Annotated in this window: 14 protein-coding genes; 8 read left to right on the forward strand and 6 right to left on the reverse strand. The window is 58.4% G+C overall.

All coding sequences use genetic code 11. The annotated features are described in order from the left end of the window. Positions 1-366 precede the first annotated feature (366 nt). The 4 genes from treS to BLO43_RS02425 all read left to right on the forward strand — a co-directional run bounded on the left by treS (position 367) and on the right by BLO43_RS02425 (position 11,899). Positions 367-3,705 carry a maltose alpha-D-glucosyltransferase gene (treS, locus tag BLO43_RS02410; RefSeq protein WP_090905614.1) on the forward strand — a complete coding sequence of 1,113 codons (3,339 nt, stop codon included), beginning with the start codon at positions 367-369 and terminating at the stop codon, positions 3,703-3,705. Between the two features lie 71 nt (positions 3,706-3,776). Further along, the gene (gene treZ, locus BLO43_RS02415; RefSeq protein WP_090905615.1) at positions 3,777-5,615 is read left to right on the forward strand and encodes a malto-oligosyltrehalose trehalohydrolase; all 1,839 of its coding nucleotides are present in this window, start codon (positions 3,777-3,779) and stop codon (positions 5,613-5,615) included. Positions 5,616-5,718: 103 nt separating this feature from the next. Further along, on the forward strand, positions 5,719-10,929 hold the full coding sequence (locus tag BLO43_RS02420) for a malto-oligosyltrehalose synthase (protein ID WP_090905616.1): 5,211 nt from the start codon (positions 5,719-5,721) through the stop codon (positions 10,927-10,929). 28 nt (positions 10,930-10,957) lie between these two features. Next, positions 10,958-11,899, forward strand: a complete 942-nt coding sequence (locus tag BLO43_RS02425) for a DedA family protein/thiosulfate sulfurtransferase GlpE (protein ID WP_090905617.1) — start codon at positions 10,958-10,960, stop codon at positions 11,897-11,899. A gap of 88 nt (positions 11,900-11,987) precedes the next feature. Here the strand turns inward: BLO43_RS02425 and BLO43_RS02430 are convergent, their stop codons facing one another. Both BLO43_RS02430 and glgX read right to left on the reverse strand, forming a co-directional pair. Then, a complete protein-coding gene (locus BLO43_RS02430; RefSeq protein WP_217628011.1) occupies positions 11,988-13,067 on the reverse strand; it encodes an MBL fold metallo-hydrolase in 1,080 nt (359 codons plus the stop codon). A 74-nt stretch (positions 13,068-13,141) separates the two neighbouring features. Next, on the reverse strand, positions 13,142-15,241 hold the full coding sequence (glgX, locus tag BLO43_RS02435; protein ID WP_090905619.1) for a glycogen debranching protein GlgX: 2,100 nt from the start codon (positions 15,239-15,241) through the stop codon (positions 13,142-13,144). A 234-nt stretch (positions 15,242-15,475) separates the two neighbouring features. On the opposite strand from glgX, the gene BLO43_RS02440 reads away from it, so the two are divergent. Next, positions 15,476-16,711, forward strand: coding sequence for a glucose-1-phosphate adenylyltransferase (locus BLO43_RS02440; RefSeq protein WP_254773286.1), 1,236 nt, complete (start codon positions 15,476-15,478; stop codon positions 16,709-16,711). 167 nt (positions 16,712-16,878) lie between these two features. On the opposite strand, the gene BLO43_RS02445 is transcribed toward BLO43_RS02440, so the two are convergent. Then, positions 16,879-17,517, reverse strand: coding sequence for a hypothetical protein (locus BLO43_RS02445; RefSeq protein ID WP_090905621.1), 639 nt, complete (start codon positions 17,515-17,517; stop codon positions 16,879-16,881). A gap of 231 nt (positions 17,518-17,748) precedes the next feature. On the opposite strand from BLO43_RS02445, the gene BLO43_RS02450 reads away from it, so the two are divergent. Then, on the forward strand, positions 17,749-18,867 hold the full coding sequence (locus tag BLO43_RS02450) for a GGDEF domain-containing protein (RefSeq protein WP_254773287.1): 1,119 nt from the start codon (positions 17,749-17,751) through the stop codon (positions 18,865-18,867). A 16-nt stretch (positions 18,868-18,883) separates the two neighbouring features. On the opposite strand, the gene pyk is transcribed toward BLO43_RS02450, so the two are convergent. Next, a complete protein-coding gene (gene pyk / locus BLO43_RS02455) occupies positions 18,884-20,398 on the reverse strand; it encodes a pyruvate kinase (protein ID WP_090905623.1) in 1,515 nt (504 codons plus the stop codon). Positions 20,399-20,469: 71 nt separating this feature from the next. Here pyk and BLO43_RS02460 point away from each other — a divergent pair, with 71 nt between their 5' ends. Next, on the forward strand, positions 20,470-20,730 hold the full coding sequence (locus BLO43_RS02460; protein WP_090905624.1) for a hypothetical protein: 261 nt from the start codon (positions 20,470-20,472) through the stop codon (positions 20,728-20,730). Between the two features lie 379 nt (positions 20,731-21,109). On the opposite strand, the gene BLO43_RS02465 is transcribed toward BLO43_RS02460, so the two are convergent. Further along, positions 21,110-21,328, reverse strand: a complete 219-nt coding sequence (locus tag BLO43_RS02465) for a hypothetical protein (protein WP_139149221.1) — start codon at positions 21,326-21,328, stop codon at positions 21,110-21,112. Between BLO43_RS02465 and BLO43_RS02470 the strand changes: the two genes are divergently transcribed. Beyond that, entirely contained in the window at positions 21,318-23,000 is a 1,683-nt protein-coding gene (locus BLO43_RS02470; RefSeq protein ID WP_090905626.1) for a di-heme-cytochrome C peroxidase, read from the forward strand. The two genes, BLO43_RS02465 and BLO43_RS02470, sit on opposite strands and share 11 nt — an antisense overlap. A 199-nt stretch (positions 23,001-23,199) precedes the next feature. Here BLO43_RS02470 and BLO43_RS02475 read toward each other — a convergent pair whose 3' ends face one another. Further along, positions 23,200-24,909, reverse strand: coding sequence for a protein adenylyltransferase SelO (locus BLO43_RS02475; protein WP_090905854.1), 1,710 nt, complete (start codon positions 24,907-24,909; stop codon positions 23,200-23,202). Between the last annotated feature and the right edge of the window lie 71 nt (positions 24,910-24,980).

Genomic DNA, 24,980 nt, shown 5'->3' on the forward strand with positions numbered 1-24,980 from the left:
ACACTCGCTGCGAAGAAGCCAATCGGATTTAGATTGAAGTCTGTCCGCGCCCCATTCGCCTACGTGCATTGGCCATTTCGATGCCGCCGCTGTGGCCGCTCAACAATGATCATTCTTCCCATATATCGGCACATGCAGCTAAATATGAAGTTAATATCGCGACATTCATCGAGAATCTCCGTACGCTACCGCACATATTCCGCAATAAGGGAGCGTCATCATTGATGAGGTAAGTCAAGTTATTCATTGTGCACCTTTTGGGCTCCGGTCAACCTGAACATGGCGCGGAGCGGGTAAATAACCTACCATTGACTTTGTACGAAGGCGAAATGCGCCGAATCCCCAGTACAAAAAAGAAAGCACGCCATGGAACAAGAAGACGACCCGCTTTGGTACAAGGATGCCATCATCTATGAGTTGCACGTCAAGACGTTCTTTGACAGCAATGGTGATGGCATTGGAGATTTTCCGGGCCTGATCTCCAAGCTCGACTATCTGCAAGAGTTGGGCGTCAACACGCTCTGGCTGCTGCCGTTCTATCCCTCGCCGGGGCGCGATGACGGCTACGACATCGCCGACTATCACAACATCCATCCCGCGGTTGGCGAGATGGCGGACTTCCGCAAGTTTATCGACGAAGCGCATCTCCGCGGCTTGCGCGTAATCACCGAGCTAGTCATCAACCACACTTCGGATCAGCATCCCTGGTTCCAGGCGGCGCGGTGTTCGCCGCCGGGTTCAGACAAGCGGGACTTCTACGTCTGGAGCGACACCGATTCCCGATACAGCGGAACCCGCATCATCTTCAATGACACGGAGAAATCCAACTGGACGTGGGACGAGGAAGCAAAAGCTTATTACTGGCATCGCTTCTTCTCGCACCAGCCGGATCTGAATTTTGCCAATCCGCATGTATTCAAGGCGATCATGCACGTGATGAGATTCTGGCTCGACGCCGGGGTGGATGGCATGCGCCTGGACGCGATGCCCTATCTATGCGAACGCGAGGGTACCAGCAACGAGAACCTGCCGGAAACCCACGCGGTGATCAGACGCATGCGCGCCGAACTGGATCAACACTACCCCAACCGCATGTTCCTGGCGGAGGCGAACCAGTGGCCGGAAGATGTACGCGAGTATTTTGGAGACGGCGACGAATGCCATATGGCCTTCCACTTTCCCCTCATGCCGCGCATGTACATGGCCATTGCGCAGGAAGACCGGCATCCAGTCGTGGAAATCATGGAGCAGACGCCGGACATCCCGGACAATTGCCAATGGGCGGTGTTCCTGCGCAATCATGACGAACTGACCCTGGAAATGGTCACCGATCGCGAACGGGACTATCTCAACCAGACTTACGCGATTAACCCTGACGCGCGCCTCAATCTGGGCATCTGCCGCCGGCTCGCGCCGCTGCTTGAAAACGACCGGCATCGTATTGAGCTGATGAGCCTGCTGCTGATGACCATGCCGGGCTCGCCGATCCTCTATTATGGCGATGAGATCGGCATGGGTGACAATTTCCTGCTTGGCGATCGCAATGGTGTCCGCACGCCCATGCAGTGGCGCGGAGAGCTTAATGGCGGCTTTTCCACCGCCGAACCTGATCGTCTGTTTCAACCGCTCATTGTCGATCCTGTCTATGGCTTCGGCGCGGTAAATGTGGAGTCGCAACAGCGCAATGCTTCCTCACTGCTCAACTGGATGCGCCGGTTGATTGCCATGCGCAAGGCGCAACGCGCCTTCGGCCGCGGCACGCTCAGCTTTCTGCGGCCGGGCAATCGCAAGATACTTGCCTATCTGCGCGAATACGAAGATGAAATCATCCTGTGCGTGGCCAACCTGTCACGCGCGCCACAGGCGGTAGAACTGGATTTGAGTCCTTTCAAGGGCCGGGTACCGGTGGAATTAATGGGCCGCAGCAAATTTCCCCCCATCGGCCAGTTGCCGTATCTGCTCACCTTGAGCGGCCACGGGTTCTATGCCTTCCGTCTGGCCACGGATGTGGAGGCGCCGGCTTGGCATGAAGAGCGCCCGGTACCCCCGGATCTGCCCGTGCTGATACTGGTAGACCTGGGATGGCACACCCTTTTTGGTCGTACCGAAGACCGTGAGGGCGTGAACCAGCTGATGGTGCGCCGCGCGCGGGACCAACTGGAGCGGCAGATCATTCCGCGCTACTTCCGCTCCCAGCCATGGTTCCTGGACAAAGAAGCGGCGACGGAGAAATTCGAGCTTGGCGAGATGAGCGAGTGGTCCACGGAATCCGGCAGCTGGCTGCTGGCCACCGCGGTGTTAACGCTCACCAATGGTGAATCACATCGCTACGCCATTCCCCTGGCGCTGGCGTGGGAGGATGAAGACGAGAACCATATCAGCGCGCTGCTGCATGCTACGCTGGCCAAGGTGCGGCGGCGCGCGCGCATAGGGATCCTGTTCGACGCATTCTGGGACGATGCATTCTGCCGCGCGGTGGTATCGAGCATGGAATGTGGCTCGACCGTGCCGTTTGGCGGCGGGCAGTTGCGGTTCGGGGCGACTCTTGCCTTTCCCGGCTTCACCTATCCAGCGGATACGGCGACGGTCACGCGTACCGTATCCGAGCGCGGGCGTCTGGTGGTGAACCTGGGTGATCACCTGGTGCTGAAGGGCTACCGTTGGTTGCTTCCAGGGGTGCACCCGGAGCTGGAAGTATCGCGATTCCTCACGGAGACGGCGAAGTTTACCCACATGACCCCACTGGCGGGCACGGTGGAGTACTCGGACGGCGGCGAGGGACAACGCTCAACGCTTGCGATCCTGGAGCGCTACGGCGAGAACCAGGGCAATGCCTGGACTTATACGCTGGACTATCTGGAGCGTTTCCTGGACGAGTGTCTCGCACGGCCGGAGCACCCTCCGGACGCCCGCCATGCTGTTTACATGGATCTGATCAGGACCCTGGGCCTGCGCACGGCGGAATTTCATCAGGCGCTCGCGCTCCCCAGCGGCGCCAGTGCTCCCGATGGCATCGATGCCATCGATGCATTTGGCAGCGCGCCCATCACAGCGGACGACATTGCCACATGGGTGAACAGTGTGCACATACAGATGGGCGCGATGTACAAGCTGCTGGAAGCGGAATTGCCGTGGCTGCCTGAGTCGGTGCAGCCGACAGGCAACGATCTGGTGGCGGCCCGACCCAGGCTCTACCGGCGCATCATGCACGCGGCAACCATGCATCCCGAGGCGGCTGGTGCCGCCAAGGCACGCTATCATGGTGACTACCATCTTGGCCAGGTATGGCTTTCAAGTAACGATTTCCTGATTACCAACTATGGTGGCGAACCTGGACGGGACTGGGCGGAGCGCCGCTGGAAACACACGCCGCTGCGTGATGTAACGGGAATGCTATATTCATTTTCGGAGGCGGCGGCGGCGGTGCTGGATCATGTGGCGGCTGATTTGCCCGAAACGAGCTCCGCGCTGCGGCAGCAGGTGGATAACTGGCAAGTGCTGGCAAGCCGGAATTTCTTCAGGAGCTACCGCAAAGCGATGAAGGGACACACCTTGTTTCCTTCCGACACGCGGGTCGCGGATGCACTGGTCACATTGTTCATGGTGGAAAAGGCTAGCGCTGGCGTGAGTAACGCGCTCACGCAAAGTTCAAAAACAGCAGTCACCGCCATGCAGCGGCTGATCCAGCTCGGCCAGCGGAGATAGTTAGTGGTGAAGGGAAACAATGAAGAGAAACGGTAAAGACAGGGGCGAGCTTGCTCACACGATCCCATGATATGCCCTTCGGAGCACAGATCGCGGAACAGGGTGTCCGCTTCCGTCTGTGGGCGCCCGGTTGCGACCGGGTAGCGTTGTGCGTCACGGCCGGGCAGGACGAACGGGCATTTTCGATGGACTCGTGCGGTGGCGGCTGGTTCGAACTCATTACATCGCACGCCAGCGCAGGGACACGCTATCGCTTCGAGGTGAACGGCGGCCTGCGTGTCCCGGACCCGGCCTCGCGTTTCAACCCGGACGATGTGCATGGCGCAAGCGAGGTGATCGACTCGGCGGATTTTGACTGGCAAGACGCGGCATGGCGCGGCCGCCCGTGGAAAGAGGCCGTGGTCTATGAGTTGCATGTGGGTACTTTCTCACCCGAAGGGACCTTCACGGGAGTAATGGAACGCCTCGACTATCTGGCGAAGCTTGGCGTGACGGCGATTGAATTGATGCCGGTGGCCGATTTCCCCGGCGCGCGCAACTGGGGCTATGACGGCGTCCTACCCTACGCGCCGGACAGCCGTTACGGCCGCCCGGATGATCTCAAAGCATTGATTCAGGCTGCGCATGCAAGAGGCCTGATGGTGCTGCTGGACGTGGTGTACAACCACTTCGGGCCGGAAGGAAATTATCTTCACGTTTATGCAAAAGAATTCTTTACCGAGCGCCACCATACCCCCTGGGGCGCGGCGATCAATTTCGACGGGCCAGGCAGCCGGGATGTACGCGAATTTTTCATCCACAATGCACTGTACTGGCTGCACGAGTATCACCTTGATGGCCTGCGCCTGGATGCGGTGCATGCGATCGTCGACAACTCCAAACCACACATTCTTACCGAACTGGCGGAGCGCGTGCATGCGAGCATCGGCGGCAAACGCCGGGTGCACCTGATTCTGGAGAACGACGCCAACGCGGCACGCTATCTCGAACGCGGATCTTCCGCCGCCCCCTATGTCACCCCCTATCTTGCCCCGCATGCCGCCCCGCATGTCACCCAATACGTGGCCCAATGGAATGATGACATTCACCATGCGCTGCATGTCCTCACAACTGGCGAGACAGATGGATATTACACGGACTACGCTGATGAGCCGATCCGCCACCTCGGGCGCTGCCTGGCGGAAGGATTTGCTTACCAGGGGGAAGTGTCGGCCTATCGCGGCCATGCGAAGCGCGGCGAAACGAGCGCGCGTCTGCCGCCGCAAGCCTTCGTGTCCTTCCTGCAATGTCACGATCAGGTGGGCAACCGCGCTTTCGGGGAACGCATTGCACATATTGCGCCAGCGGCGGCCGTGCGCGCGGCGGCGGCTGTCTATCTGCTGGCGCCGGGCATCCCCATGCTGTTCATGGGCGAGGAGTTCGCCGCGAAATCGCCATTCCAGTTCTTTTGCGACTTCAGCGGCGAGCTGCGCGCAGCGGTGACGCAAGGCCGGCGGCGCGAATTTGCCCGGTTCGCGCGCTTCGCCGATCCGGCGGTGCAGGCGGCCATACCGGACCCGAATGAGATCCAGACCTTTCTTGCGTCGAAGCTCGACTGGAGCTCGCTAAAGGACGCGCAGGCGGGATGGCTGGCGTATTACCGGAACCTGCTGAAGCTGCGGCGGGAAGTCATTGTACCGCGCCTGCACGGCATGGGTGGGCGTTCGGCAAAGTTCGAAGTATTCGCGCCAGAAGGTCTGCGGGTGCGGTGGCAGCTGGGTGATGGTTCCACGCTGCGGCTGCTGGCAAATTTCTCGGGTAAGAGAATTCGCGCAGACATTCCAGCTGGACAGGCCGTGTTCGCCTCGTCAACAGAGGCGGGGCGAGGCATGCTCGATCCGTGGTCCGTGGTGTGGACGCTCGAGACATAGCCGGGGCCCGAAAATTATCGTAACCCGCATGAATAATGGCATTGAACCTAAATCCGGTTTGTGCCGCGTACTCCGGTGAAGTACCCGACCTAAAAGGAAATACATGAGCAATACGCTGGATAAACTATGCGACCGGTATGGTGTGCTGCCGTGGTACAGCGATATCTGGGGCAATGCCCATCACATCTCCGAAGCCGCGAAACGCGCCCTGCTCGGCGCCATGGGAATAGCGGCAAACACCGAGGAAGAAACCGCCGCGTCCTTGCAGGCTTTCGAGCGGAGCAAATGGGAACGACCGCTATCACCGGTACAGGTGGTGCGCGAGGCGGCGAGGCCGCACCGCATCGCCATCGCCCTGCCGGTGAGCGAGGATACGCGGGCCTACCGCTGGTGTCTACGCAGGGAATCCGGCGCCGAGGACAGGGGCGAATTCACGCCAGCCGCACTGAACGATGTGGAGTGCGCTCATTTCGGCGGCCAGGAATTCTTGCGCGGGATGCTGTCGCTGGATCTCGCCGTGGAACCGGGCTATCACCGCTTTTCTATTGAACGGGCGGACGGACATGGCCTCACCGGTGAGATGCCCATTATTGTCGCGCCGGCCGCCTGCTACGAGCCACCGGCAATTCACGGCGAAGGACGGGTGTGGGGTTTCGCGGCCCAGCTCTATGGCATCCGCTCCGAGCGTAACTACGGCATTGGAGACTTCGGCGATTTACGCCGTCTGGTGGAATTTTGCGCCGAGGCGGGAGCAAGCACGCTGCTGCTCAATCCGCTACATGCCTTATTCCCGAATACGCCTGAGCATGCGAGCCCATACAGTCCGTCCAATCGTGCCTGGTTCAACATACTTTACCTGGACGTGGAGGTCATCGCCGATTTTGCAGAGTGTGAGGAGGCGCGCACGCTAGTGGCTGCGCCCCAATTCCAGGCGCAGCTGCGCGCACTGCGCGCCGCGGAACAAGTGGATTATCGCGGTGCCGCGGAGGCAAAAACGAAAGTTTGCGGGTACCTGTACCGGCATTTCCGCACCCATCACTTGACCCGCAACACCGGCCGGGCACAGGCTTTTCGCGCCTTTCAGACCGAACACGGCGACAGCTTGCGCAAACAAGCGCTGTTCGAGGCGCTGCAGGAGTATTTTCATGCGCAGGACAGCGCAATGTGGGGCTGGCCAGCGTGGCCGGAAGCCTACCGTGAGCCGCAGGCACCAGAGGTGGAGGCATTTTGCGATAACCGCCTGGATCGGGTTGAGTACTTCGAATACCTGCAATGGCAGGCTTCCGCACAACTGGGCGTTATTGGCAGCTGCTCGGCGGCGCTGGGGCTCGGCGTAGGCATAATGTTCGATTTGGCGGTCGGCGTAGCGGAAGGTGGCGGCGCCACGTGGGCCCGGCGCGAGCTCTATGCGGTACGTGCCAGTGCCGGCGCCCCGCCGGATGATTTCAACCGTCTTGGTCAGGACTGGGGGCTGCCGCCATGGATTCCCCATCAACTGACTGCCGCCGCCTACGCACCTTTCATTGAGCTGCTGCGCGCCAATATGCGCGATTCCGGGGGCCTGCGCGCGGACCACGTAATGGGCCTGTATCGCCTGTTTTGGGTTGTGCGCGGACTGCCTGCGACGGAAGGCGCCTACGTGCGCTATCCATTCGAAGATCTGCTGGGTATTCTCGCTTTGGAGAGCCAGCGCAATCGCTGCCTGGTGGTGGGCGAAGATCTGGGTACCGTTCCGGATGAAGTGCGCCAGGCTTTGCAGCCCCTGAACGTGATGTCGACGCGACTGCTGTATTTCGAGCGGCGCGGCGATGGCCGGCTGAAGCCACCGCAAGAGTATCCGGTGAATGCTGTCATAGCGGTTACGACGCACGATCTGGCACCTTTGGCCGGATTCTGGCAAGGGCTGGACATTGATCTGCGTCAGGAGCGACATCTGTTTCCCGACGATGAGGCGCGGAATCGGCAGATCGTTGAGCGCGCCGCGGACCGCGCGCAGATATTGGTGGCACTGGAAAGAGAAGGCATGTTACCAGCAAGCGGGGGCCTGCATCAGGTGGGTTTCCCCGAGATGACGGCGGAGCTGGCGGCGGCTGTGTATGCCTGTCTGGCGCGGGCACCGTCCAAACTGCTATTGGTACAGATGGAAGATGGTTTCGGCGTGCGTGAGCAACCGAATCTGCCGGGCACGGTGGAACCAGCCTACCCTAACTGGCGGCTCAAGTTGCCGCTCAATTTGGAGGAATGGCATGGCAACGCCTTCCTGCAAGGGTTATCGCTGGCCCTGCGCCGGGAGCGGCCGGTATCGCATGCGCCCGCCCCTGCCGGGAGCGAAATTGCAAACGGTGTGGAATTGTGGATCCCCCGGGCGACTTACCGGCTGCAATTGAACCGGGACTTCAATCTGAAGCAGGCAACGGAGCTGATTCCGTATCTGGATGAGTTGGGGATCAGCCACTGTTATCTGTCACCGCTGCTCAAGGCCCGCCCCGGCAGCCGCCACGGCTATGACATTACTGATCACCATAGTCTCAATCCGGAGATTGCCAGCCCCGAAGACTTCGAACAGTTTGTAGCCGCTTTGAAACAGCACGGGATGGGCCAGATCATGGACGTAGTACCCAATCACATGGGCATCATGGGCGCCGACAACAACTGGTGGCTGGACGTACTGGAAAACGGTCCGGCATCCAGGTTTGCCGGTTATTTCGATATCGACTGGTATCTCATCGCCGGGGATCTGCCGGGGCGGGTATTGCTGCCGATACTCGGCGACCACTACGGCGCGATTCTGGAAAATGGTGAGCTCAAGCTTGTATTCGATGCCGCGCAAGGCGCGTTCAGCGTGTTTTACTATGAGCATTGTTTCCCAATAGATCCGCGGGAATATCCGCGCATTCTGGGTCACGGCATGGAGCGCCTGCGAACGCGACTGGGGAATGGGCATGCAGAGCTTCTGCGGTTTCAGTCTCTGATCACGGCCTTTAGCCACTTGCCACCGCGCGACGGCGCGTCTCCCGAGGCGGTCGCGGAGCGTGCCCGCGACAAGGAAATGCACAAGCATCACCTGGCCTCGCTCTTTGCGAATAGCGCCGACATTGCACAGTTCATTCAGGAAAACGTGTTGGCTTTCAACGGCACAGCACCGGACACAATGAATTTTGATCCGCTGCACGAACTGCTGGAGGTCCAGGCCTATCGTCTGGCTTTCTGGCGCACGGCGGCGGATGAAATCAACTATCGCCGCTTCTTCGATATCAACGATCTGGCGGCGCTACGCATGGAAGATCCGGGGGTGTTCGAGCATACCCATCGCCGGGTGCGCGAGTGGCTGGCACGCGGCGATGTAAACGGGCTGCGCATCGATCATCCGGACGGTCTGTACGCGCCGAAGGAGTACTTTGAGCGCTTGCAGGCCATGGCAGCGGCGCTTTCCACCCCAGCGGCGGAGGCAGATCCGAAGCCGCTGTATGTGGTCGTGGAAAAGATTCTCGCCTCCCATGAGTATCTTCCGGAGTCTTGGCCGATCCATGGCACCACGGGCTATGACTTTGCGGCAACGTGCGGCGGCCTGTTTGTCGACGGCGCTGCCACCGATCATTTTACCCGGCTCTATCAGGGCTTCATCCGGGAACGGCCGGATCTGGACAAGATCATACGGGCAAACAAGCACCTGATCATGGAAACCTCACTGGCGGGCGAACTGCAGGTGCTGGCCACCCAACTGATGCGTATCGCGAAAGGCAGCCGCCGCACCTGCGACTTTACCTTCAACAGCCTGCGCAGCGCGCTGGCCGAGATCGTGGCGAGCTTCCCGGTCTACCGTACCTATATCGCCGATTGCGAAGCTTCAGCGGAAGACATCCGTTATGTGGATTGGGCGGTGGGAGTCGCGAAGAAGCGAAGCCAGGTCGCGGACACCAGCATATTCGATTTTGTGCATGACGTGCTGCTGGCGCTACATGCGCAGGGAAAGAGCGAGACGCAGCATGATGCAGTGTGCTCCTTTGCCATGAAGTTTCAGCAGTACACCAGCCCGGTGATGGCCAAGGCGGTGGAAGACACGACCTTCTACCAGTACAACCGGCTGGTGTCCCTGAACGAGGTCGGTGGCGAGCCGCAGCGCTTCGGCGTGTCGCTCGCGGCATTCCACCGGGAGAATCAGGAACGTGCACGCCGCTGGCCGCACACCATGCTGGCCACATCAACCCACGATAACAAGCGCTCGGAGGACGTACGGGCGCGCATCAGTGTGCTCTCCGAAATACCCGATGAATGGAATCGCGCGCTTTCCCGCTGGAGCAAACTCAACCGTGGTAACCGTCGTAAGCTGGAGATGCAGCTGGATTCCGGGTACGCACCGAGCCGCAACGATGAGTATCTGCTATACCAGACGCTGCTTGGCGTGTGGCCCGATAGTCTGGCCCAATCCGGGCCGCCGGATGCGGCGGCGTTGACCCGGCTCTCTGAACGCATGGAAGCCTACATGCTCAAGGCCGGACGCGAGGCTAAGGTGCATAGTTCGTGGATCAATCCCAACCCGGAATACGAGGAAGCGACGCGCGATTTCGTACGCGCGCTGTTATCCCCCGAATCCACCAATCTGTTCTTGCGTGATTTTTTGCCGTTCCAGGAACGTATTGCACGCGTGGGCATTTTCAACAGCCTGTCGCAACTGCTGCTTAAACTTGCTTCACCGGGTGTGCCGGACATCTATCAAGGCAACGAAGTATGGGACTTCAGCCTGGTGGACCCGGACAACCGGCACACGGTGGACTACACGGCGCGGAATGAAGCGCTACAGACGATCAAGACGATGTACGCCGAAAAGGGTGCAGCTGCGTGCACGCAACACCTGATTGAGAGCCCGGGGAACGGGCGGATCAAGCTCTATCTCACCTGGCGAGCGCTGACATTCCGGCGCGAATGCGAACTGCTTTTCCGCGACGGCGGCTACCTGCCGCTGAAAGCGCATGGCGACCATGCGGAGCACGTATGCGCCTTCACCCGGCATCTTGGGGACGAAACCTTGCTGGTTGTGGTACCGCGTCTGCTTGGCGGACTCATGGGGGAACATGATCGGATCCCGGCCGGCAAACTCGTGTGGGGTGACACCTGGCTCGAATTGCCGCCGGAACGCATGCATGAGAGTTGGACTAACACCTTGACCGACCAGACCTTCAGCACGCAGGCGCTCGGCGAAGCGCATGGACTCGCGCTGGATCAACTCTTCGATACATTTCCCTATGCGCTATTGCGGGCGCACGGGACAGGGGCCGGTTCTCGACCATCATCCGGTTTTGCCCCAATGGGATGAGGGTGGCTGCACCGCGTTTGAGGCTACGATGAATTCTCTCTTACAACTGATCGAGCAATATGGCCTGACTGTCGTATTCTTCAATGTGCTCATTGAGCAATTGGGTGCCCCGCTGCCGGCTTACCCCACGTTGGTCATCACCGGCGCCTTGTTGGAGCGCAGCGGCTATTCGGCGCCTTTGCTACTGTTCATCGCCGTACTTGCCGCATTAATCGCCGATTTCACGTGGTATCTGGCGGGAAGACGTTATGGTAGAAAGGTAATGGGGATACTTTGCCGTATTTCGCTGTCACCGGACTCATGCGTGAGGCAAACTGAATCGGTGTATTTGCGTTGGGGAGCTTCGTCTTTGCTGGTTGCCAAGTTTATTCCTGGCTTCGCTTCGATCGCCAGTGCGCTCGCGGGCGCCCTCGGGACAAGGCGCATTAGTTTTATTTTCTTCGACGGTGTAGGCGCTGCGCTTTGGGCTGGATCGGCGATTTATCTAGGTTCGCTATTCAGCACGACGATAGATGACCTGTTGAACGTGCTCGAGCATATGGGAACGTGGGGTTTGGTCTTGATCGGCGTAGCGCTGCTCGCGTTTATCGCGAGAAAATGGTGGCAACGTGATCGCTTTCTGAAATCGTTGTACATGGCGCGTATATCGGTCGATGAACTTCACCAGTTGCTGCAGCAAGGCGCGGCTCCCACCATCGTTGATGTGCGCTCCCCGCTCTCGCAGGATGAAGGCCGTATTCCGGGCGCGATGGCGATGTCAGTCGAAGACCTGACCCCCCCTACCCTCGACACTACGTATGATGGTGAGGTTGTTGTGTATTGCTCGTGCCCGAATGAAGCGTCTGCCGCACGGGTCGCAAAGCGGCTTATGAAAATGGGCTACAGCCACGTGCGGCCATTGGCTGGCGGCATCGACGCATGGATTGCTGCTGGGTACTCTATCGAATCAGGGAACATTAACCCCCAATGACCGGTTATGGCACGTTCGAGTCATTGATTGAGTTTAACCTCTGAAGAGTGGATTCACCCAATCAGCGCTCGAATTTGCCGCGTTTCCTTTAGTCGATCGGCCATGGCATTGCCTTCGGCATAGTGACCTCCCTCTTTGCGTCAGGCCCTGGTTGGCGCCCGACTGTGTCGATATCGCGCCACCACGGTTCAACTCGTTCCGCATGCGCTGGCTCAATCGGTTCTCCGAGGCGCGGCATCACCAGTTGCACGCCCGCTTTCGGTCCCAACTCCAGCAAGGTTTCCGGGGGCTCGTCCCAGGCGTGCATCGCCAAGTTGAACGTTCCCCAGTGCACAGGCAGGAAAGGACCGCCGCCGAGCAGTTTCAGTGCCTCAAGCGCATTTTTCGGGCCCAGGTGCATGTCGCCCCAGGCAGGATCGAAAGCACCCACTTCCAGCATCACCAGATCGAACGGGCCAAACCGTTCGCGGATGGTCTGGTATTCCGTCGTGAGGCCCGTATCGCCACTGAAGAACACCGTGTGACGAGGTGAGCGAATCACGAGAGAGGACCATAATGTGGTGTTGCGGCCATGGAGCAGCCCGCGTCCGGAAAAGTGCTGCGACGGTGTGGCGGTCACCGTTAGTTCGCTGTTCGGCAAGCGGTGCGATTCCCACCAGTCGAGTTCGACGATGCGCTCAGGTTGCACGCCCCAGGCTTCAAGGTGCGCACCGACGCCGAGCGAAGTCACGAATGGCACGTCGCGCTTGGCAAGTTCGTGGATGGTCGGATAGTCGAGATGGTCGTAGTGGTCGTGTGAAACGATCACCAAGTCTATCGGCGGCATGGCGCGCAATGGGACTGGAACGGGCTGGAACCGCTTGGGGCCGGCAAGTTGCGATGGCGATGCGCGTAGCCCCCAGACCGGGTCGGTAAGTACACGGATGCCATCAATCTCGATCAGAAGCGTGGAATGTCCGAGCCAGGTGGCGCGTAGTCTGGTGACCGGCTGCCGGATCCAGGTATCCAGCGGGTTCATTGAAGGCAGCGGCCCCCGTGGTACACGCCGTTCGCCGCCGCAGAGAAACTCGCTGAGCGTCGGCATCGCGGCGTTCGGATCACGCAAGTTCGGAATAATCGGATGTACATTCCGGAATTGGTCGCCTGCCCATAGCGGGGATGTGCGCATACGCTCAAGCCGCGCGCCCTGCGGTCTTTTGCCCAGCGATTTCATGTTGTGACCTCCGACCACATGAAAATTATTTAGTCCTGGCGCTGCAACAGCACCATAGACCGCGGCGCCACGCTTAGCTTGGCGCCAGCCTGAAGCGGCGTAGCATCTTCGATCCAGCCTCGGGCGGTGTCGAGGATATGTAGCCATCCTTGGCCCCAGCGGACCGCAGGCAGAATAAAATCCAGCGTTTCGTGATGGGCATTGAAGATCAGGTAGAAACTATTGTCGGTAACCGGTTCGCCGCGGACATTGGGGTTGGGAATGGTTTCGCCATTGATGAAAATCGCCAGGCTTTTGGCGAGCCATCCACCCCATGGCTCCTCGCTCGCCTGCTCGCCCGCGGGACTGAACCAGGCAATATCGCTATAGTCCGCACCATGAATGGCCCGCCCCTGGAACCAGCGGCGGCGGCGAAAGGCCGGATGGGCATGGCGGAAAGCGACAAGGCGCTTGGTGAATTCGCATAAATCCTGGTCAATGCCGACCCAGTCAATCCAGGAAATTTCGTTATCCTGGCAATAGGCATTGTTGTTACCCTGCTGCGTACGGCTGAATTCATCCCCGGCGAGCAGCATGGGCACGCCTTGCGACAACATGAGCGTGACCAAAAAATTGCGCTGCTGCCGGGCGCGAAGAGCAAGCACCCCGGCATCGTCGGTGGCACCCTCGACACCGCAGTTCCAGGAACGATTGTCGTCACTCCCGTCGCGGTTATCTTCGCCGTTGGCCAGATTGTGTTTGTCATTGTAAGATACCAGATCGTGAAGCGTGAAGCCGTCGTGTGCCGTGATGAAATTAATGCTGGCAAAAGGATTTCGCGAGTTGCCGGCGTACAGATCCGGGCTGCCGGTGAAGCGGTGTGCGAACTCGCTGAGCGTCTCTTCATGGCCGCGCCAGAAGTCGCGCAGACAATCGCGATACTTGCCGTTCCACTCCGACCAGCCCGGCGGGAAATTGCCAACCTGGTACCCCCCCTCGCCGAGGTCCCAAGGTTCGGCAATCAGCTTGATCTGGCTGATGACCGGATCCTGCTGAATGAGATCGAAGAAGGCGGACAATTTTTGCACTTCGTGCAGTTCGCGCGCCAGGGCGGAAGCCAGATCGAAGCGAAAACCATCCACGTGCATTTCCAGCACCCAGTAACGCAACGAATCCATGATCAGCTGCAATACGTGAGGCTGCCGCATGTTGAAGCCATTGCCGGTGCCGCTGTAGTCCCTATAGTGGCGGCGATCGTTCGCCGTCAATTGGTAATAATAGGCATTGTCGATGCCCTTGAAGCATAGCACCGGCCCCAGATGATTGCCCTCGGCGGTGTGGTTGTAGACCACGTCGAGGATGACCTCCATACCGGCCTGGTGCATGGCCTTAACCATCTGCTTGAATTCGGCGCTGGCGGCACCCGGACGTTTATCAGCCGCATAGCCGCTGTGCGGCGCGAAATAGGAAATGGAATTGTAGCCCCAGTAGTTGTGTAACCCCTGGTCGATCAAGTGTTTCTCCTGCACGAAATAATGCACCGGCATCAGCTCGACCGCCGTGACCCCGAGCTGTTTCAAATGCCCGATCGCGGCGGGATGGGCGAGGCCCGCGTAGGTGCCTCGCAATTCCGGCGGTATGTCCGGATGCTGTGCCGTGAATCCCTTGACATGCAGTTCATAGATAATGGTTTCGTGCCAGGGCCGTTGCAGTAGGCGATCCCCCGACCAATCGAAGAAAGGCTGCTGGACGACGCACTTGGGCATGAAGGGCGCGCTGTCCTTGTCATTACGCACATCCGGTTCTGCGAACAGGTAAGGGAATACCGCTTCGTCCCAGCGAACGTCGCCATCAATGCCCTTGGCGTAGGGATCCACCAGGAGCTTGGCTGGATTGCACCGATTGCCTTGCTCGGGCGCCCATGGCCCATGTATGCGAAAACCATAGCGCTGCCCCGGCCCGACGTCAGGAAAGTAGCCGTGCCAGCAATGACCCGCGTTCTCAGGTAGATCAGTCCGGATTTCACAATCCAGTTCATCGAACAGGCAAAGCTCGACACGCTCGGCAACCTCCGAAAACAGCGAGAAGTTTGTTCCCGCGCCATCGTAGGTAGCGCCGAGCGGATAGGGATTTCCGGGCCAGACTTTCACCGGACGCACCGGCTATGCGGCGATACCCTGCTTCCCACAGGCGGTTGGGACGTATGAAGGACAGGAACGATAGGCATGGATAAATGAAGGAATGCGAATTTTTTCTTTTTGGGTTTGTTGTTTCTCACTCTAGCAGAAAACCGCAGTAATATGGGCTATAACTAAACCAGCGTGTTGACCAAGAGGTAAAAGGTGGACAACGATATGCAGGAAAGAAGAGGCCGGAAAAAAGTCATGGCTTTTGTCATGGCGGGCGGCGAGGGTTCACGCCTGCGGCCATTGACGGCAGATCGTTGTAAACCGGCGGTGCCGTTCGGCAGCCGCTACCGTATCGTGGATTTCGTCCTTACCAATCTGGTGAACTCCGACATTCGTTCAATTTATCTTCTGGTGCAATACAAGCCGCAATCTCTTATCGAGCATATCCGCAAGGCGTGGACGGTTTCCACTCTGTTTTCCGAGCAGTTCGTCACCGTGGTGCCGCCGCAGATGACATCGGAACGTACACTCTTCGGCGGCACGTCGGATGCCGTGTATCAGAGCTTGAACCTGATGGACCTGCACCGGCCGGACCTGGTGGCGGTATTCGGCGCGGACCATATCTACCGCATGGATGTTCAGCAGATGGTGCGCTTCCACCGCGAGAACGACGCGGATATCAGCGTGGCCGCGCTTCCCGTGCGGCTGGAACAGGCTTCGAACTTCGGCATTATCGAAACCGATAAGTCGGGACGCATTACCGGCTTTCAAGAAAAGCCCGAACAAGCGAAGCCAATGCCGAATGATCCGCAACACGCATACGCGTCCATGGGCAATTATCTATTTAATGCAGACGTTCTGAGAGCGACGCTGGAGAATGCGCACAAGGATGGCGCAACTGACTTCGGCCATCATGTACTCCCGCACCTGTCCCAGTCCCATCAGGTGTTTGCCTACAACTTTGCAACCAACGTAGTGCCTGATACCAAGCCCTATGAGGAAAAAGGCTACTGGCGCGATGTGGGAACACTCGATACCTATTTCGAGGCGCATCGGGACATGCTCGGCCTGGAGCCGCGCTTCGATCTTTTCAATCCGCAGTGGCCGATTTTTTCCAGCTATTATCAGGGACCGACCTCCTGGGTGACGTCTGGCGAACTTGACAATGTTCTACTGGGGGCGGCGAACATCATAAGAAACGCAAAGATACGCAATTCGATCCTCCGGCGGGAAGTCATGGTTGAGCCGGGGGCACAGATCGAAGACTGCGTTATCATGGATTATGTACGCATCGGGCGCGGAGCGAAGCTGCGTCACGTGATCGTTGACCGGCACAATGTGATCCCCCCCGGTACGAAGATCGGCTTCGATCCTGCACGTGACCGTGAAAAATATCACGTCACCGAAGGCGGGCTGGTAATCGTGCCGTTGGGCGACGTGCGCTATTACTCCAGGGAAGAAAGGAGGATAGGTGCCGGGTATTCCGATTAGACCTGAACCCGGTAGTTGACCTCTCATCCTGAGACTTTCACCTTATGGCGAGCTCACTATGGGACGGATTCCGTTGAATGTGACAAGCCGGCCACGCACCATGGCCCCTGAAGTGATAGATTAGGTTAGCGTAGCGTAACCCAACAATTTCATCGCCGGAAAACCACTCAAGAAAAAACGATCGATCCCGGCGAACCCAACCATGACAATTCCCCACTTCTTTGCATGTCTTGGAGCCCCCGCAGAATCATTTGCTCAAGCATTCGTCCAAACGCTTCGTTCGAAGGAAAAACCTCAATACCCTCGGGGATCTCCATATTGCCGAGCGCCGTGTGGAATGCGTGTTTTATGCCGGTTCGCCTGATCGTCTTTCCTTTTATGGTGATGGCCATCGACATGGTATAAGCGTCGGTAATGGTTTTTCCAACCATCCACAGCGGAAAACCCGAGCGAGACGCTTCCGCGGCAACGGTGCCGCTATCTGCAATATTATTCAGGACTATCCGGATGGCGCCTTCTCCCTGATCGTCAGCTGCGGAGACCGCATCAATCGGGGTAATAACACCCGTATCGCCAAGTATCTTTGCGGCATAATCCCGCAATGGAATGTCTCCCTTGGGGAAGGGATCCCCATTTCGCTGAAACTCGACAATGAGCTGCAAACGAAGCGGTGTCTCTCTCTTTTTGACATCCTCATATTTCATCTTGGGTAACGAAGCACCCAGAAAAGATCGGGGAGATGCGCATCCCATCAATACGGAGGAAACAATGACAGATGCCAGTATTACGCGGGGGCCGAGGTTCATAGAGACTCCGTATGGGTTCACGGTGGATGACGTGGGCTCCAAAAATAGTGCCCAATGACTGTTTTATGACTAATTCTTTACTATTCTATGTCATCAATACCGGAATTGCTGAGGGTAGTGCATTATGCTTTACGCTGCAACCTGTAGGATGCCGTCATCTCTTGAGAATCGCCCTGTCTCTATTGGAGACCTCCATGGGAACCTATGAATGAGTGCCACGCTCCATATCTGATGGACACTAAAACCACATTCGATTGCGCCACATTTGGATTTGACAACGCGCGAATCCAGGAGGCGCTGTCGGTACTGGGGCTGCATGCCGAACATGCCAAACTGGCGGAGCGCATACGGAGCGAAGCCGCGGAGGGAGAAGCCGAGGCGCTGGTGCATTCCTGCTGCGTCGCGCTTGCGCGCGAGCGAAGTTTCGCGTTGATCGAGCGGAGTATGGGTATCGAATGCTTCACGCAAACATGGACCCGGCATTTACGGGACTACGGCCAGGACTTCGATACCCCGAAATATTTTGGAGAACGGCTGGCCATCGCCGCCGCTTTCGTTCGCGCAAAAATTCCCCTGGGCATTCTGCAGCTACAGCATAGCCTCACGCAGCAAGCACTGATAAACAATCTATCGGTCAAATTCGCGGACGATACGGCAACCCTGCGCCCCCTCATCGACTGCATTTTGAAACTCAACTCCCTGGACGTCTACCTCAGTGCCGAAGGTTATCGTCTTCCACAAATTGACGAACTGCGAAAGGCGCTCACCAGGCTGCGCAAGGAAACATCCCACTGGCATCAGGAAGCTTCGACCGATCAACTCACGGGCTTGATGCGCTATAACACGCTGATGGAGACCCTTGATCACCATATCAATATGGCGCACAGAGGTCACGATGGCCGGAGCGGCAGCCCGCTGTGCGTGGCGATGATCGATCTCGATTTCTTCAAGAAAATCAATGATACCCATGGACACGTGGTGGGCGACTTCGTGCTCAAACATGTGGCGGGGCGGATTCAGGCGGCAGTACGGGACTTCGACATGGTTGGCAGATTCGGCGGGGAAGAATTCGTTATTATCATGACGAGCACCCATCTGGAATTGGCAAAGGTCATCGCGGAGCGGATACGCAAAGGGGTGATGGAAACTCCGTTGCATTTGAAGGAACTCAGCATCCCGGTAACCATCAGTGTTGGCGTGGCGATGTTGAGGCCAGGCGAGCGCAAGGAAACATTGATTGAGCGTGCGGATAAGGCAATGTACAAAGCAAAGGAAGCGGGGCGCAATCGGGTAATGCTCGCCAAAGATACCGGCGACACCAGCGATTTGGAAACGCTGCCCGAATTGTAGTTGTAAAGGAAACCGCCTATCCGGTACTCCCATCCAGACTCAGGCGGATCGTCCGAAGCGTGTCGGCTCTTTCGCAAGCGCTACTGGAAGCGGAGACCAGCACAACCTGATCGCCGAGTTCCGCCAGACCCTGCGAGACCAGCCACTCTCCGGCTTGAACCAGACAAGCCTGCGGCCCGGTTCCAGTGCGGGTTCCAGTACCAAATACGGCAGCGGAAAGAAGCGGCGAAACCCCGCGCACCAGCGCCAGGCTCCGATACAATCTCATGGAACTTGCCACGACGATAAGCGGCGCCTGGGGGCGGAAACGGGCAATCGCCAGCGCCGCTGCCATGGTATGGGCGGGCACGATGATGGCCCGGGCGCTGAGCCGCGCCGCAAGCTGGCAGGCGGCGAAGCTCAGGGCATTGCCCGGCTGATCCGGGGAACTGGGCATGTCCGTCGCCCGCATCCGGTCATGTGCCATGCGCAAGCTATATCCCTTCTCCGTCGCCGTGAGCACGCGGGCAAGAAACCGTACGGCGGCGATGGGAAATTGACCGATGGCTGTCTCGGCGGAGAGCATCACGGCGTCCGTTCCATCGAGTACCGCGTTGGCCACGTCGGTGGCTTCGGCCCGTGTCGGATGTTCGCGCTCCACCATCGACTCGAGCATCTGCGTGGCGGTGACCACCGGGCGCCCGTGCGCATTGGCCACCGCGATAATACGCTTCTGCACCACCGGTATCTCGGCAAGATCGGTCTCGACTCCCAGATCACCGCGCGCGACCATCACGCCGTCGGACGCTTCCACAATCGCATCGAGATCCGCGAGTGCCTGGCGCTTCTCTATCTTGGCCATCAGCAGCGGCTGCGCCCCCGGACCCGGTCCAGACGGCAGGCATGCTCGCACCCGCGCAAGATCGCCGGCCGATTGCACAAACGACACGCCGACCCATTCAATCTCTTGCGCCACCGCGAATGCGAGATGACGCCGGTCATCATCGGTAGGCACCAGCTCGCTCAGAATTGATTCGGGAACGTTGATCCCGGAGCCGGAGCGTACAGTGCCGCCGATGATCACTTCACACTGGACGTTGGCGGCGCTCGTGATTTTGACGCACAGCTCGATTGAGCCATCGGCCAGGAACACCGACTCTCCCGCACGGAGCGCGTGAAGCAGTTCCGGGTCTCGCACTGGCAAAAGAGTGTTGTACTCTTCCGCACCACCGCCCTCCTCCGCGATGCCGCCTTCCGCAGCCAGCCTGACTATCGCACCTTCGGTCAGCTTGCGAAAATCATCCGGCAGATCGCCAATGCGGAATTTCGGACCCGGCAGATCAATGAGAATAGCCACCGGCTGGCCGAGCGCATGCGCTGCGTTACGCACCCGCTCAATGCGCCGCGCATGATCGGCATGATCGCCGTGCGAGGCATTCACGCGCGCAACATCCATGCCGTACTCGATCAGTTGCTCGATAACGCCGGGGGAGTCCGTCGCAGGGCCCAGCGTACATACGATCTTGGTTCGCTGCCAGCTGTGGGGAATCATATGGCTATTGTCTCTATATAATTCAACAGATTTCAGATATCGTTGTCTTTTGATTCAAATAAGGAGACACCATGCCCAAACTGACGGACTACGTCAAGATGGCGGCAGAGGATTATCTGGAGGAAACGGGGAACACCGAGCTGAATGCTCGCTGGATAGCCGAATTCTTTCAGGACGGCGGCGTGCAGGATGCCTACCCTCGACAAAATCTGGTCGCGTTCGCGGAAATGGTGCAGAAAGAGTTGACTAAACATGAAGAGCGAGCCGCCAAAAAAACGCGTTTGCTTCTGGACAAAACCATCCACGGAATAAAGTATCCACGCAAGTCTTAGTAAACCTGCTCACCGGTTTAGATGCTCCCGGGCAGTGACGCCTGTTATTTCCACCGTCTTGTTGGCGGAACCGGATTCATGTTGCCCGCATCCTCCATCGCTGGATGGATTTCCTCCACCATTTGGACGAGCAGGAACGCAGAACTAAAGTTTATTCTCTTCATACCTGTAAGATCTTGCAGGTAGTCACGATCTCAATTCTCCTATCTAATACTTTCATCGTTAACAACGATGAAGGAGGCATTGGGAATGGAAGCACCGCTTGCGTAACACGGTCAAGCGCAACCCGCTTGACATATTCACACCCATCGTGGAACTGGCTCGTATACCGGCAAGTTGAGGTATCCGGGCTGGATTCTATTCATTTAGCCTGGATATTTTATGGCTTCGTGCGATCATCGCGCAGGGCTTTTGACTGGTAGAAGCTTTTGCAAGGCAGGGCACAGCAGTTCATGCGTTCGGCCGGGACAAAATCTCTGATATCAATCAAAAGGCGGGCAAGGATGCGAGCCAATTCATGAAATATGCCGGTTAGCTCATAAGGAGAATAACAAGTGAGAAACGGATTTGCATTTTGGATCGGCAGCATGGCGTTCACGTCCGCTATGCTCGCGCCGCCGCCTTCATTCGCGGCGGCTCCGCTACCCATTGATCAGGGAAAGGAGTGGACGGCTTCCGCTCAAAAAGACTTCTACAGCCGCGACCAGGGTTCACGGATCATGCCGCTTAGCTGGATCGCGGCGTTGAAACAGCCGAATGGCGAGCCTTTTATGGCCGATAGTCTTGGCCGCTATGGTTATTTGCCCAACAAGGCGAGTCACCCACCCGGGCTGCCGGTCGGCTTTACCGTCGGCAGCGGAAGTAACGGCCAGGAGATTGGCATGAATTGCTCCGCATGCCATACGCGCCAGATTGAAGTCAATGGCAGTCTCTACCGGATCGACGGCGGCCCGGGTATTGTCGACTTTCAGAGTTTCCTTGCCGATCTTGATAAGGCGGTAAACACCGTGCTGACGAATCAGCAGGCATTTACGGAATTTGCGCGTGCTGTGCTGGGTCCGTCGCCAACACCGGCCGAGAAGACGAAGCTGGGCCAGGCGCTGCAAGGCTGGTATTTGCCTTATCACACGTTAATGAAAGGCGCACTGCCCACCCCGCCCTGGGGACCGGCACGGCTGGACGCCGTGGCGATGATTTTTAACCGGCTCACGGGGCTCGACATCGGTCCGCCGCCCACTTATATGATCCCTGAAAATATCAAACCCGCCACCGCGCCGGTGCGCTATCCATTCCTCTGGAATGCCGCGGTTCAGGACAAAACCCAGTGGCCCGGCTTTGCCGGGAATGGCAATAATATCCTGGGACTAGCTCGTAATCTGGGTGAAGTTTACGGGGTTTTCGGTGTTTTCCATCCTAAGAAAGATGCGTGGCGACTGCTTGGAATCGACTACCTGCATAATAATTCAGCCAATTTCCAGGGACTCGACGCGCTGGAGGACCTGATTCGTAAAATTGGACCGCCCAGATGGCCGTGGAAAGTAGACCAGGCGCTTGCCACCAAGGGCAAAGCAATCTTTGCACGCAAGACTGATCAAGGCGGCTGCGTCGAATGCCATGGAATCAGTCCTGGGCAGACCCGGTTCTTCGAGCAGAAAACCTGGGCCACACCGGTTCTGGATGTCGGCACCGATTCCAGGGAATATGACATTCTTGGCTGGACCGTAAAGACCGGCGTGCTTGAAGGAGCAAAAATCCCCTTTCTCGCCCAGCCTCTCAAACCGGTCGACACGGCCTTCAACGTTCTGGGATTATCGGTAATCGGCTCCATTCTCCAGCATTACGTTCCGGTATTGATGAAGGCGGAAGATCAGGCACAGGTGAAAGGCATGCAATCGCCGTTTACGCCCGAAACCGAGTCTCTCAAGGATGCGTTCAATGCTCCGGCGCCCACGACGCCTTCCTATGCCTATGAATCCCGGGTACTTGAAGGAATCTGGGCAGCTGCTCCCTATCTGCACAATGGATCGGTGCCATCGCTTGCCGAATTGCTGAAGCCCGCAGCCGAAAGGGTCAGTTCATTCAAGGTTGGCCCTGCTTACGACCTGGTCAATGTCGGCCTTGCTGTCGATCAGACCAAGTTCGACTATACATTGCAGACCACGGATTGCAGCGACCGGAATTCGGGAAACAGCCGCTGCGGCCATGAATTCGGCACCACGCTTTCAGCGGACGAGAAAAAAGCGCTGCTCGAATATCTCAAAACGCTTTAACCTGAATCAACGGCTTTCCTCTCCCGATTGTTGAGAGAGGAAAGCCGCCCCGGGCTGACTCCGGGCTGACGCCAGATGTCGAAATCAGATTCGACTCTCTCCCCCTATCCCCTATCCCCTATCCCCTATCCCCTATCCCCTCTTCCCTCTCTCACGCCCTATCGCCTACCTTTCATTCATCGACCAACGCAGCAAGCATTCAAGAACTGCATGACAACGCCGAACAACCCGGTTTGTTACGCGCCCACTCGGGCCGCCGGTCTGCAAGCTCTTCATGCTCAGGCTGCTCGTCGTAGGGGTGTTGCAATACTCCCATCAGCCGTGTAATGACAGAAGCATCACCCTGCTCCAACGCCTCGATGGCCTGCTGCGCCAGATAATTGCGCAGGACGTATTTGGGATTGGCGCGTCTCATGCGCTCCAGGCGCACATCCGCAAATTCAGGCAAACTGGTAGCCTCCGCATCCAGGCGCGCGCGCGCAATATAGCGGCGCAGCCAGCTAGCCAGCCTGGCCATCTGCGCGGGGGCCAGTTCAGTATAGAACGCCCGGTGCAACGGCGCAGCCAGCGTAGCGTCATCCATGGTAGCCGCCGGATTGTCACCCTGAGTATCCACCGGAATAGCCATCAGTCCACGAAAGAACAAGGTCATATCGGTCTCAACCTGCTGCAGCAGATCGAACAGGCCGCTCACCAGCGTGTCATCCCCGTCCTGCCCCAACGAAACCAGTCCGAGTTTGTCCGCCAGCATGCCACGCCATTTATTCTGAAAAGTCTCACCGAAGACCGACAAGCCGTACTCAAGCGCCGCGTGGTCCTCGATCAGCGGGGCAAGGGCGTTAGCGAGCCGGGTCAGATTCCAGTGCGCGATCTCCGGCTGGTTGCCGAAGCAATACCGCCGCCCCTGCGCATCCGTGGTGTTGGGCGTCCATTGAAAATCGAAACCCTCCAGCCACCCATAGGGACCATAGTCGATCGTCAATCCCAGTATCGACATATTGTCGGTATTCATCACGCCGTGGACGAAGCCCACCCGCATCCAGTGAGCGGCCAGCATCCCGGTACGGCGGCAGATTTCTTCGAACCAGCGTGCATAAGTTGACGGTGAAGGCGCGCCCAGTTCAGGGAAATGCTCGCGTATCACGTAGTCGGCCAGACGCCGGAGCGTGTCCAGTTCATTGTGCGCCGCAAGGATTTCGAAGTTGCCGAAGCGCACAAACGACGGCGCCACACGGCAGACGATGGCGCCCGTCTCTGGGCGCGGATTGCCATCATAAAACATGTCGCGCACTACCGTTTCGCCAGTGGCCACTAAACTCAACGCTCGGGTAGTCGGCACCCCCAGGGCGTGCATGGCTTCGCTGCACAGAAATTCGCGCACCGAGGAACGCAGCACCGCGCGGCCATCCGCGGTACGCGAGTAGGGAGTCTTGCCCGCACCCTTGAGCTGCAGCTCCCGGCGCTTCCCGTCCGGGCCGAGTATCTCGCCCAGGGTAATGGCGCGGCCATCGCCGAGCTGCCCCGCCCAATGACCGAACTGGTGTCCACCATAACGCGCCGCATACGGCTGCATGCCGGGCAGGACGCGGCTGCCGCCGAGCACTTCGACCGCCGGGCTCACCGGTGAAGCAGGACGCGAAACACCGAGTAGTTCGCCCACCGAATCTGCCCAGGCCAGCAGCCGGGGCGCACGCACCGGGGTTGGATCAACGCGGGTATAGCAGGCATTCCGCACCGCGCGGGGAATGTTGTGAGTCTCCAGGTCGCCCGGCAGCTCGCGCACGAAGCTGTTGTCGAATTGCAGATCGCATAGATCGGCGAGACCGGAACTATCGGCGACAGGGATGATGGCAGCCGTAGCGCCGATATCGTGCGCCGTCATGCCGCGTTTAAGATGGGTTTGACTCATAATTATCTTCAATCCGGTTTTGGTAGGATGGGTAAGCGTGGCGTAACCCATCGGGACATCGGCATATCAAA

The sequence above is a fragment of the Nitrosospira sp. Nsp13 genome, from assembly GCF_900101945.1.
GTDB classification, from domain to species: domain Bacteria; phylum Pseudomonadota; class Gammaproteobacteria; order Burkholderiales; family Nitrosomonadaceae; genus Nitrosospira; species Nitrosospira multiformis_D.